The organism is Wolbachia endosymbiont (group A) of Norellia spinipes, assembly GCF_964273535.1.
This window is the reverse complement of sequence record NZ_OZ187006.1, coordinates 1,668,575-1,681,517: the sequence shown is the minus strand read 5'-3', so window position 1 is coordinate 1,681,517 and position 12,943 is coordinate 1,668,575. Positions and strand designations below refer to the sequence as shown.

Genomic DNA, 12,943 nt, shown 5'->3' with positions numbered 1-12,943 from the left:
CATTTAAATCACCATTTGTCCTTTACATATTATACAGGTTTAGAATTATGCTTTATTCTTACGTTTATGTCTTGGTCCAATGCAATCAATAAGTTAAGCAAGTATTCTAAGGAAAACCCTTCGATTTTTGACCTATTGATTTGAGATACTTTAGGTTGATCAATCTTTAGAGCGCTTGCTGCTTTTTTCTGTGTTTTGTACCTCTTACTTATTAATTGTGCAATGACCTTTATTAATTTCAGTTTTGTATCTTTTACATCCCCCACCTCTATTATTATAGGATAACTTAATTGTAAATTTTGCATAATAATAAAATTCCTTATAAAAAAACTACTTTAATTTTTCTTCTTTAAATAATACGTGCCTTCTGACTACTGGGTCATACTTCCTAAACTCCAGTTTTCTGGTGAGCTTTTTTGGATTACGCTTTTTTACATAAAAATAGCCAGTTGATTTTTCTTCACCAGTTTTTGTTATCTTGATTGCAGTGCTGACTAACTTAACGAGCAAAGAAGCATTTTTTTTCGCCATACTTATAATGATATAATAAATTCTATGCGAGTTTATTACGCAAAACACTAAAAGTCAACCGAATAATGCAGATCGTAAAATTCTTGACAATCAACAGTGCATTAAGTAGCATGAAGTTAACTTCAGAATGAAAAGCAAACGGTAAATAAGTGGCAAATAGTGGCAAAAGGTTATTATTGATAGAAAATTCTGCCTGTTCTAATGAGGTAAGAGTTGCCTTATCAGTTAATAATAAGGTTGTAGAATTTGAACAAGAATTCAAGGAAAAAAAACAATTAAGAGGTAATATATACGTTGCTTATGTAAAGCGTATAGAGCCTTCTTTGCAAGCCGTATTTATTGAATATGGAAAAAACAAGCAAGGTTTTTTATCTTTTTCCGAGATATCTCTAGATTACTTCAATATTCCAGAAAAAGAAAAGGAAATTATCTTTGAGGGCTACTCAAATGACGATTGTACAGAAGAAGCTTCAGCAAATGTTTCTTCAGATTCTGCAGCTAGTAAGAATGTCAACGAGTTAGGTAGTGGTTTTGTAAGAGAGGTACCTTTATATAAAAAATACAAATTACAAGATGTTATTTCAGTAAATCAAAAAGTATTGGTCCAGCTAACTAAAGAGGAACGAGGCAATAAAGGAGCTTCATTTACAACATACATAACTTTAGTGGGTAGATACTGTGTTTTCATGCCAAATTCCATGAGTAAAGGTGGAGTGTCTCGCAGAATTGAAGATGCTAATATCAGAAAGCAGTTAAAGGATATACTGAGTTCAATAAACTTGCCAAAAAGATCAGGTTTAATAGTAAGAACTGTTGGTTCAGGAAAAGATAAGAAAGAAATTGAGCAGGATTACAATTACTTATCCTCATTATGGCAGAGCATTCAAAAAAATGCCTTCTCTGTAAATGCTCCATCATTAATTTACAACGAAGCAGATGTAATTATGAGATCTGTTCGTGATTTTTGTAGCGATGGTATAGAAGTCATAGTATCTGGGAAGGAAGCTTTTGAAGCAGTGAGACAATATACTAAAAATGCATTAAAAGGTAGTAAGTTGCGTTACAGATTGTATAGAGGTTCTATCCCAATCTTTACTTACTATGGAATCGAAGATCAAATTTCTGAGTTATATAGCAATAGGGTAGAGTTGCCATCTGGTGGGTCTTTGGTAATAACTTTAACTGAGGCGTTTGTTTCAATAGACGTAAATTCAGGAAAGATGACAGGAGAAGATAGCATAGAAGAAACAGCTTATAGAACCAATATGGAAGCAGTACCTGAAATATCAAGACAGGTGAATCTTAGGAGCCTATCAGGATTAATAGTAGTCGATTTTATTGACATGTTGAAATATCAGTATTGCAGAGCTGTTGAGTCTGCTATAAAGCAAGCGTTTAAAGACGATAAAGCTAAAGTTCAATTTAGCTACATAAATGACTTTGGTTTAATGGTATTTTCAAGACAAAGAATTAAACCAAACATACAAGAAATTAATACTACAGAGTGTTTACACTGCAAGGGTATTGGAAGAGTAAAATCGAACGAAGTAATTGTTGCATCGATACTAAGGGATTTACAACACATTGCTCATAGGAACCAAAATAAGTCTTTTGATTTAGTAGCGCATAGTGCGGTTATAGCGCATATTTTTAATAATAAAAGGAATACAGTTTCTACAATCGAAAAAGAGTTTAATATTACATTGAACATTAGTATTGATAACAGTTTAGATGTAAATACATTTGTTTTAAAACAAGGAGATGATGTTAATTCAAATGGTTATAAGCCATTACAGAACTCTGGATACCAAATTGAGGATAGCAGCAATGAAGAAGTTGATAATTCAAATAAACTACGAGGCAATTTTTGGCTGACTAAATGGCTTTCGCGCTTTTTAAGTTCTAATAACTAATTAGAAACCCTAAATTGGGCTTGTAATTAATAAGTCCTATACTTATATATTCTTATATCAGATAATATTTACAATGGGGTACTCATTATGGGAAGAGCAATAGGCATAGATCTCGGAACAACAAATTCTTGTGTTGCAATAATGCAGGGCAAGGATACAAAGGTAATAGAAAATAAAGAAGGGGCAAGAACTACTCCATCTATAGTTGCATTTACTTCGTCAGGAGAAAGGTTGATTGGCGCTCCTGCAAAAAGACAAGCAACCACCAATGCAAGTAATACTTTTTTTGCTACTAAGAGATTAATAGGCCGTCAATACGGTGATTCTGAAATGAAAAATCTAAACGTGCCGTATAAAGTGTTTGCAGCAAAAAATGGTGACGCATGGGTTAAAACCACTGATAATAAAGAATACTCTCCTAGTCAAATTGGTGCATTCATACTACAAAACATGAAAGAAGCAGCAGAAGCTTATCTTGGAGAGGAAGTAAAAGATGCTGTGATAACAGTGCCAGCATACTTCAACGACTCTCAACGTCAAGCAACAAAAGATGCAGGAAAAATCGCCGGATTAAATGTGCTCAGAATAGTAAATGAACCGACTGCTGCAGCGCTTGCTTATGGTCTTGATAAGAAACATGGGCACACAATAGTGGTATATGACCTTGGTGGTGGTACATTTGATGTCTCAATACTTGAAATAGGTGAAGGGGTTTTTGAAGTAAAGGCTACAAATGGTGACACTCATCTTGGAGGTGAAGACTTTGATAACGCAATAGTGAGTTATTTACTAGATGAATTCAAGAAAAGTAATGGCATTGATTTGAAAAATGATCCAATGGCTATGCAAAGAATCAAAGAAGCTGCTGAAAAAGCGAAAATTGAATTATCAAGTGCAATGGAAACGGAAATAAATCTACCGTTTATTACAGCTGATGCAAGTGGTCCAAAACACTTAAATATGAAATTAACGAGAGCAAAACTTGAAAGCTTAGTGAATGGTTTAATCGAAAGAACTATGGCTCCTTGTAAAAAAGCTCTTGAGGATGCTGGTTTGTCTGCTAGTCAAATTGGCGAAGTGGTTCTCGTTGGTGGCATGACTCGTATGCCAAAAGTCATAGAGAAAGTTAAAGAATTCTTTGGCAAAGATCCACATAGAGGAGTAAATCCTGATGAAGTTGTAGCAATTGGAGCTGCAATACAGGCGGGAATCATTCAAGGTGATGTAAGAGATGTGTTACTACTTGACGTGACTCCACTTTCTCTTGGTATTGAGACTCTAGGAGGAGTATTCACTCCACTTATTGAACGTAATACTACTATTCCTACTAAAAAATCTCAGGTGTTTTCAACTGCAGAAGATAACCAAACAGCCGTTACAATTAAGGTACATCAAGGTGAAAGAAAATTGGCGGTTGATAACAAGCTACTTGGTCAGTTTAGTTTGGAAGGGATACCTCCTGCTCCTCGTGGAGTTCCTCAGATCGAAGTAACATTTGACATAGATGCAAATGGAATAGCACACGTTTCTGCAAAAGATAAAGCTACTGGAAAAGAGCAAAAAATACGCATTCAATCTTCAGGTGGTCTATCTGATGATGAAATAAATCGCATGGTAAAAGAAGCTGAAGAAAAAGCGCAAGAAGATGAAAAGCGCAAAAAGTTTATTGAAGTGAAGAATCAAGCGGATAGTTTAGTTCATTCTACAGAAAAGTCTCTGACAGAGTATGGTGATAAAGTTTCACCAGAAGATAAATCTGCTATTGAAAATGCAGTTAACGAATTAAAAGAAGTTAGTAAATCTGATAACATTGATGACGCTGATTCAATCCAGCAGAAAGTTACTAATCTTTCTCAATTATCTATGAAACTTGGAGAAGCTATGTATAATGCCTCACAACAAAATAGTGCTGGAAATGGCTTTTCATCAGAAGGGAATCCAAATGATAAAGAAGAAAAAGTAGTAGATTCTGATTATCAAGACATAGATAATAAGGAAGAGAATAAATAAGGGTGTATTGTTATATCACTTTTCCTGTCATCCCAGTGTCAGCTACTTGGATGACAAGAGGAGCATGTTGTTGCTTAAAGAAACCATTATGGATATTATTAAAACAATAGAAGAAAAGATACGCGATTCGATAGATGTAATTGATATCAACATTGTCGATGAATCAGCAAAGCATGCTGATCATTATTTTGCTTCATCTTCAACATTACCTTCGCACATTAAATTAATATTAATATCTGACGGCTTTATTGGAATGAGTATTCTAAAAAGACATAAGTTGATTTATGAGTTATTGAAGGGTGAGATAGAGCTAATACATGCAATTTCTCTTCACTTGTATACGCAAAACGAGTACAATTTAAAAAATAAATAATAAAAATGTGAAGGAAGAGTCTATATTAGTTAAAGCAGGAAGAAAATTTAATGACTATAAAGGTTCTATGAACCCGCCAGTTTATCATTCTTCTACCATATTATTTCCTACTTACAAGGACTACTTAAATGCAGCAAATGGAGAAAGTATATACGATGTAATCAACGATGGTGTTGCAAGGGATTATAGCTACAGTAATGTTGGTACTCCTACTGTCCATTATCTTTCAAATGCACTGGCTGAAATTGAAGGGAGTGGACAAGCGCTTATTTATCCTTCCGGACTATTTGCACTTACTTTTGCTATTTTGACTTTCACTAAAGCAGGCTCGCACGTTTTAATTCAAGATAATAGTTATTATAGGCTTAGGAGGTTTGCAGAAAATGAGCTACCAAAAAGAGGAACAGAAGTAACTTTTTATTATCCAACGCAGGATATAACTGATTTAATTCAGAGTAATACTTCATTGATAATGATCGAGACTCCTGGTTCTATAATGTTTGAGATTTCGAATATAGAGCATATAGTAAAAGTTGCTAAAGAACATGGAATCGTAACCGTTTGCGACAATTCATGGGCCACTCCTTTGTTATTTAAGCCGCTTGATTATGGAATTGATGTTGCACTATATTCAGTGACAAAGTATCTAGCCGGTCACTCAGATTTAGTTATGGGAGCTATTATTGCTGAAGGTGAAATTTTTAAATTGCTTTATGAGAGCTATAAAAATTATGGAGTAACCATTCAATCGCACGACTGCTACCTTGCACACAGGGGACTAAGAACACTGCACACACGTATGAAAAGGCACCAAAATACAGCAATGGAAGTGGCAAAGTGGCTAGAAGCACAGCAAAAAGTTAGAAAGGTTTTATATCCAGCACTTCCCTCCCATCCTCAACACGAATTATGGAAAAGTTACTTCAAAGGAGCAAGCGGCACATTCAGTATAGCACTGGATAGAGAATATTCATGTGAAGAACTAAGCTGCATGGTTGATCATATGAAAATTTTTAGTATTGGTGCTTCTTGGGGAGGGTGCGACAGTTTGATATTACCAGTAGATCGTAGATCTATGTCAAGATCTGTAATGAATTCAGATTGTGGTGGAAGTTTCGTGCGAATATTTTGTGGACTGGAAGATCCTGAAGATTTAATCTTTGACCTTAATGACGCACTAAAAAGGTTACCATGTTTAGACTTTCAAAACGATGAAGTAGGACATGAAACTGAGAGAATTACTGCATGATATTGTTGATGTTAACTTTGACGTTGAAATCAAGGGCGTTACATGTAATCCCAAGAGAGTCAAGGAAGGTTATCTTTTCGTTTGTGTGTCTGCGGTGTCATTCCAGCGCGTGACGCTGGAATCTAGAAAACCAGCATGTATCCAGATTTTTCCTACTGAATCCCAGTATCACGCACACGACTGTGTAGACGTTGTCATACAAGGAACCAAAAAAGATGTCATCCCAGTGCTTGACTACTTGGATCCAGAAAATTTAATTGCAAATGAGCACACTAGGCAATTGTATAATAAAAACTGGATTCCAGTGTCACGCACTGGAATGACAGATACTTCGAGCTTTGCAGTGCTTGAACACCCAAATCCTCAAGAAATATACAGCGAAATAGTCAGCAGGTTTTATCAATTCAAACAGCCCAAATATGTTGCTGCTGTAACGGGTACGAATGGTAAAACTTCAGTAGTAGAATTTTGCCGCCAGATCTGGCAAAACTCTGGCTATAATGCTGCGTCTATTGGAACACTTGGAACATGCATCAATAATGGTAGAAAAGGTAATAGCAACAGTCTTACCACTCCAGATGCAGATGACCTTTACGCAACATTGCGTGGTATAAATGTAGAACACTTAGTGTTAGAAGCATCAAGTCATGGGATTGATCAATATAGAATCCATGGATTAAAGTTGAGTGCTGCAGCTTTTACTAATTTCTCGCAAGATCATTTAGATTACCATAAAAATCTTGGTGAATATTTAGAAACTAAAAAAAGGTTATTTTACGAGGTATTACCAGAAGGAAAAACAGCGATTTTAAATGCGGATATAGATGAATACTACGCGTTGCTTAAGATAGCTGAAAAACGCAGCAACAAAATTATCACCTATGGAAAAACAGGCTCTGATATTACTTTATTGGAGCAAACACCAACCCCTAATGGTCAACACATTACAATAAAAATTGGTGGTGAAATTTATGATACGTTTTTTCCGGTTCTGGGGCAATTTCAAGCATATAATCTGTTGTGTGCAATGGGTATAGTTACCTCGTCTGGACTGAATTACAGAGAAATATGCGTAGAAAAACTCGTTTCTCCACCAGGAAGAATGGAAAAAGTGAAACCTTTTGCATTTGTGGATTACGCTCATACTCCAAGTGCGCTTAAACAAGCCCTATTGTCTTTAAAATGGCACTTCAATAAAAAAATAATTCTAGTTTTTGGTTGTGGTGGCAATCGTGATCAAACAAAACGCGCAGAAATGGGTAAAGTAGCACAAATATATGCAGACAAAGTGATAATCACGGATGACAATCCGCGTGATGGGAATCCTGCAGAAATTCGTCGTGGTATTTTACTACATTGCCCTAATGCGCTAGAGATAGAAGATAGAAGAGAAGCTATAGAGAAAGGAGTAGATATTGCCTATAACGAGGGTATGATTCTGCTAGTTGCAGGAAAAGGACATGAGAAATTCCAAATTGTAGGAAGCCAAACTTTTGAGTTCAGTGATGTTGAGGTTATTAAAAATCATGCCTTAACATACTGATTTTCACAATGGGCTTACCTCCGTATCTGTTCAGGGACGTGGCTAATGTGCGAATATTGAAGCAAAAGTGATGTCATCCCAGTGCTTGACACTGGGATGACATCCTCCTGGTAGACAATGTTCGTACAGCTATGTGCGTAACGCTGGCACTGGAATCTAGAAAAAAATAGATCCAAGTAGTCAAGCTACTTGGATGACACTGACTGCTAATTTTTTATGCAAGAGGTCCAATCATTCACCGTTCTTGCAAGTGATAGCACTCTCACTTCTCTTGCACCGGAGTTTAAAATTTCTTGAGAGCAAGATCTTACAGTTGCTCCGGTTGTTACCACATCATCAACTAATATCACGATTTTATTTTCGATAATTTTCTTGTTGGTTATGCTAAAAGCCTTTTTCAAATTTTTTTCACGCTGTTTAAGTGAAAGACCAGCTTGAGGCGCAGTATGGCGAAGACGTTTTATTGCAAATGGCGTATAGGATAAATTGGACAACTTACTCAACTCTTTTGCAAGCAATGCTGCTTGATTATATTTACGTTTAAACAAGCGCATTTTATGTAACGGTATAGGAATTATGACCTCTGCGTTCTGAAACGTATTCTGATTAGCTTGGTGTATCCACTTTGCATAGATTTTTACGTAATTCAAATTATCAAAAAATTTGAAATTTATAATCATGTTTTTACTATGTTGATCATAAGCAAAAACTGATCTTAATACTTTAAACGGTGGAGGATTGATGATGCACTTACCACACGTATGAATATTGTCTGAGATTACTACGCCACAAACATTGCAGTAATGCTTAGTTAGAAAATTGATTTTTTTGTTGCATTCACTACATAGATTAAGATTTTCATCAATGATATATTCGCAACTTACGCATACGTTCGGAAATATAAGATTTGTAGCTTTTTTTAGTAAGAGAAGGTTCACAATTCATTAAATATATTATAAAATTTATATAGTATAGCTAAAGTAACTTGTGCTTACACTCTTTCACTTTTTATTTCATTTCAATGTAATTCAAACTGAGCCACTGCTGAAAAAGCAGAACTTATAACTTATTAGATAAAAGCTGATGTTTTTCTGGCTCCTGTATTTCACTTAACTTACTTTGCACTTTGTTGCAAGCCCACACAAGTGGCGTTATCATTGACGCGGCAGCCCAAATGATAGCAGCGCAAGCATAACTTACAATCTTGTTAAATACTTCAGCTACTGCACTAGCACAATCTTGCCCAGCACTTAAAAATGCATTTGAATGATCAACTAATGACTTTGTACTTGCTTTTAAACAATAGTCCCCTGTTATTTTTGATAATAACTTAATTGGGAAGTATGACAAATATGCTAGTATCAAACATAAAGGTTGCAATATTATGCTAGCTACTAGAAAAGCACCCCGTTCACAAAGTGGAAACACTTCCTCTGCCCTGTAACCCACGTATTCACATTTATCATTGTTTTTATAATACTTGTTATAATTGTCTTTACTCTCAACTCCACAAATTACATCTTTCACAGGTCCTAGCACATTATCAACGTAATGTACGGACTTATAGAAACTATTTTCTGGAACTAGTGTGCAATCTTCTGCTCTCTTAGCAGGTACAATTCCATGTTTAGCATACCTTTTAAAATATTGATATATTGACATTACCCTCTCCAAATCATAAATATGCAACCTAGCCTAATATAATTAAGAAATAGTTTATAATAAATACGTTTTAAGATACCTGCCTGTAACACTTTCTGGAATTTTTACCACTTCTTCTGGAGTTCCAGTGGCAATCACTTCTCCGCCTTTTATTCCGCCCTCTGGTCCGATGTCTATTATATAATCTGCAGTTTTTATAACGTGCAAATTGTGCTCGATAACTATAACAGTGTTTCCCAGATCGACTAATCTATGGAGTATTTTTAGTAAGTTATTTATATCTTCAAAGTGTAATCCAGTTGTTGGCTCATCAAGAATATATAATGTTCTTCCGGTAAATCGTTTTGATAGCTCTTTGGACAGCTTTATTCGTTGTGCTTCACCCCCAGACAACGTTGTTGACGACTGTCCGAGTTTTATATAGCCAAGCCCCACTTCCTGCAAAGAAACCAACTTTTCTTTTACCATTGGAAGGTTTTCAAAAAAATCACAAGCCTGATCTATCGTCATATCAAGCACATCAGAGATTGATTTTCCTTTATAAGTAACTTCCAATGTTTCACGATTATACCTTCGCCCTTTACACTGCTCACACTTCACATAAACGTCCGGTAGAAAATGCATCTCTATCTTTAAGTGCCCATCACCTTTACAAGCCTCACACCTTCCCCCTCTGGTATTAAATGAAAACCGGCCTATATTATATCCCCTTGCTTTTGACTCCGAAAGACCTGCAAACCAATTTCTTATATGAGTAAACATACCGACATATGTTGCTGGATTTGACGCAGGAGTTCTACCAATTGGCGACTGATCAACTTCTATAACTTTATCTATATATTCAAGGCCTTCTATTCTATCACACCGACCATACCGTGCAGACGAATGATATATCTTATGTGCTGAATATTTATATAACGTTTCTATGACTAAACTTGATTTTCCCCCTCCTGATATTCCAGTAACACAAATAAGATTCCCTATAGGAAATTTAACGTTCACATTTTTTAAGTTATTTTCACATGCATTTATTACTTTTATGAACTGAGTTGCTTGCTTTCTTCTCCTTGGAATTAAAATTTTTTTCTCTCCACTCAAATATTGCCCTGTTATGCTCCCTGAATTTCTTTGCACCTGGTCTGGTGTTCCTTCTGCAATAACTTTTCCACCATTTACGCCAGCTCCAGGACCAATATCAATCGCATAATCAGCAGCCATTATTGTATCTTCATCATGCTCAACAACGATTACAGTGTTACCCATGTCTCTCAAGTCTTTCAGTGTAGCAATTAACCGATCATTATCGCATTGATGAAGGCCTATCGAGGGTTCATCAAGCACATACAGCACTCCTGTTAAACCAGAGCCAATTTGCGAAGCAAGTCTGATCCTCTGACTCTCACCGCCAGAGAGAGTGCTAGATTCTCGATCGAGCGTTAGGTAATTCAACCCTACATTCTTTAGAAATGCTAGCCTCTTGATTATTTCATTTAATATTTTACTTGAGATTTGCTTCTGTTGTTCTGTGAGCTTGTCTGGCAAATTTTCAAACCACTTAAGGGATTTATCGATGCTGAGCCCTGATATTTCACCTATATGTCTGCTATCAATTTTCACTGTGAGTGCTTCTTTTCTCAATCTATGGCCAGTACATTCCTTACAATGAATAACAGAGCAGTATCGCTCAACAAGCGTTTCATCATAATCCATCTGGTTCTCCAAGATACTGATCAAACCTTGAAATTTATTAGAGCCAAAGAGTATCATATCTTTTACTTCTTGATCTATGTTCTTCCACGGAACATCAAGGCTAAATTTACAATTTTCAGCCAGTGATAGAATTGCACTTTTTAGAAATCCATAACTTGTGTGCACTTGACGGAACATTGGTCCTACTGGCTTTAAAGCACCCTCAGATATTGAAAGAGTTTCATCTGGCACTATCAGCTTTACATCAACAGCCAGCTTTTTACCAAGCCCATTACACGAACCACATGCACCGTAAGGGCTGTTAAAAGAAAATAATCTTGGTTCTATTTCCTCAAGAGTGAAACCAGACTCGGGGCATGCAAAATTCTCTGAAAAAGTCAGAATTTGACCATTTTTATACTCGGAATTATGGTTGTCAGGTAGGTTTACTACTTCTACATACATTAGACCATTACCAAGTTTTAGTGCGGATTCTATACTACTTGGCAGTCGATTTCCTATATCGCCCAATATTGATATTCTATCTGCAACCACAAAAATGTCGTGTTTCTTGTTCTTATCAAGTTTAGGCAAGTCATCTACATTGTACACTTCACCATCTATTTTGAACCTTACGTAACCTTGTCTTTTAATTTCCAATATCTCTTTGAGATGTTCTCCCTTTCTACCACGCACAACAGGGGCAAGTATATATATTTTAGTTTCTAAAGGTAACGCAATTATAGTATCTACAATTTGAGATACAGTTTGCTTTGTTATCGGTAATCCAGTTGCAGGTGAATAAGGAACCCCTATTCGTGCATATACTAAGCGCAAGTAATCGTAAATTTCGGTAACAGTTCCAACTGTTGACCTTGGATTTTTTGAGATCGATTTCTGGTTGATAGATATTGCAGGGGAAAGACCTGTAATCGACTCAACATCTGGTTTATCCTGAATGTTGAGAAATTGACGCGCGTAAGCTGATAGGCTTTCAACGTATCGGCGTTGGCCTTCTGCATAAATCGTATCAAATGCGAGACTAGATTTACCAGAACCACTTAGCCCAGTTATAACAACTAGCTTATTTTTCGGTATATTGACATCTATACCTTGCAGATTATGTTCCCTTGCACCCTTAACTCTTATAAAATCGTCCATATTATACTATATAACGTATTTTAACCATTATAGCCTTAAAATACATGAATTTACAGTGATATGTTGATTTTCTATTGATTTTTTCAACTGTTACGGAAAATTAGGCAGCGTTTGGTAAATCGTCATTCCGCTACTTGTTAGCGGAATCTATGCTGAGATACCGGGCGGTATGACGTAGGGCTGTACAACTTGTGTTAGAGTCTTAGGGCAAATCTACTACCTATAAATTCTAAACTGTTGTTACGCACCAAATACATCCCCAGGACCCAAAGTCAGTTTAGCTATATCAGAAAACAGGTTATGTGGAAATCTTAAAATACTTCTTGTTTGCCAAGCAAAATAAATACATTCCTACAAACAAGCAGATGCTTAATACTGACGCATAAGAAAACTTAAAAATTAAATCTCTAATATATATTGCTAAGCATTTACCTGCAGAAAATTTGTATAGTAATCCAACACATACAACGGCACTATCAATTACTGATGCCATAATTAAAGTAATGAAATTTGCCATATGAAAATTCAACTTGGACTTCAATTTTTCAAAAACAATTATGCTCGAGAGAAGAGATACTAAAATTGCAGCATATGAAGTCAATATCATCAAACTAAAACTTTGCCATTTTAAAATACAGCATAGCGCTGTACACACTATTAAGCTATACGTAGCTTTTTCTTTGCCATAAAATTCAACCATTGAATTTACAACTAAAGCAGCTCCTATAAATAAAGCAGCACATATCATCAATTTATTTGAAGCGTTGAGTAAAGAAAGACTGATAAATAAGAGTGTCAGTAAAATAGACATA

The 12,943-nt window shown here is 35.8% G+C and carries 11 protein-coding genes; 5 read left to right on the top strand and 6 right to left on the bottom strand.

The window, feature by feature from the left end:
• Positions 1-29: 29 nt before the first annotated feature.
• On the bottom strand, positions 30-305 hold the full coding sequence (locus ACFZP3_RS08075) for a helix-turn-helix domain-containing protein (protein WP_386086882.1): 276 nt from the start codon (positions 303-305) through the stop codon (positions 30-32).
• Positions 306-330: 25 nt separating this feature from the next.
• Positions 331-531 (bottom strand): 50S ribosomal protein L33, encoded by a 201-nt coding sequence (gene rpmG / locus ACFZP3_RS08070; RefSeq protein WP_064124823.1) that lies wholly within the window; start codon positions 529-531, stop codon positions 331-333.
• Between the two features lie 149 nt (positions 532-680).
• Here rpmG and ACFZP3_RS08065 point away from each other — a divergent pair, with 149 nt between their 5' ends.
• The 5 genes from ACFZP3_RS08065 (at position 681) to ACFZP3_RS08045 (ending at position 7,619) form a co-directional block, all read left to right on the top strand.
• Entirely contained in the window at positions 681-2,444 is a 1,764-nt protein-coding gene (locus ACFZP3_RS08065; RefSeq protein WP_386086883.1) for a ribonuclease E/G, read from the top strand.
• Between the two features lie 87 nt (positions 2,445-2,531).
• Entirely contained in the window at positions 2,532-4,454 is a 1,923-nt protein-coding gene (gene dnaK / locus ACFZP3_RS08060; protein ID WP_264731144.1) for a molecular chaperone DnaK, read from the top strand.
• Positions 4,455-4,542: 88 nt separating this feature from the next.
• A complete protein-coding gene (locus ACFZP3_RS08055; protein WP_253309613.1) occupies positions 4,543-4,827 on the top strand; it encodes a BolA family protein in 285 nt (94 codons plus the stop codon).
• A gap of 7 nt (positions 4,828-4,834) precedes the next feature.
• Positions 4,835-6,076, top strand: a complete 1,242-nt coding sequence (gene metC / locus ACFZP3_RS08050; protein ID WP_386086884.1) for a cystathionine beta-lyase — start codon at positions 4,835-4,837, stop codon at positions 6,074-6,076.
• Positions 6,051-7,619: a UDP-N-acetylmuramoyl-L-alanyl-D-glutamate--2,6-diaminopimelate ligase gene (locus ACFZP3_RS08045; protein ID WP_386086885.1), complete on the top strand. Its 1,569-nt coding sequence runs from the start codon at positions 6,051-6,053 to the stop codon at positions 7,617-7,619. The genes metC and ACFZP3_RS08045 overlap by 26 nt, the downstream gene beginning before the upstream one ends.
• 206 nt (positions 7,620-7,825) lie before the next feature.
• Here the strand turns inward: ACFZP3_RS08045 and ACFZP3_RS08040 are convergent, their stop codons facing one another.
• From ACFZP3_RS08040 to ACFZP3_RS08025, 4 genes are all read right to left on the bottom strand, one after another.
• Positions 7,826-8,557 carry a ComF family protein gene (locus tag ACFZP3_RS08040; protein WP_386086886.1) on the bottom strand — a complete coding sequence of 244 codons (732 nt, stop codon included), beginning with the start codon at positions 8,555-8,557 and terminating at the stop codon, positions 7,826-7,828.
• A 121-nt stretch (positions 8,558-8,678) separates the two neighbouring features.
• Complete coding sequence (locus ACFZP3_RS08035; RefSeq protein WP_253309617.1) at positions 8,679-9,281, bottom strand: hypothetical protein; 603 nt, start codon at positions 9,279-9,281, stop codon at positions 8,679-8,681.
• A 54-nt stretch (positions 9,282-9,335) separates the two neighbouring features.
• Entirely contained in the window at positions 9,336-12,131 is a 2,796-nt protein-coding gene (gene uvrA / locus ACFZP3_RS08030) for an excinuclease ABC subunit UvrA (RefSeq protein ID WP_253309618.1), read from the bottom strand.
• Between the two features lie 298 nt (positions 12,132-12,429).
• A complete protein-coding gene (locus tag ACFZP3_RS08025) occupies positions 12,430-12,942 on the bottom strand; it encodes a hypothetical protein (RefSeq protein ID WP_253309619.1) in 513 nt (170 codons plus the stop codon).
• Position 12,943 lies beyond the last annotated feature (1 nt).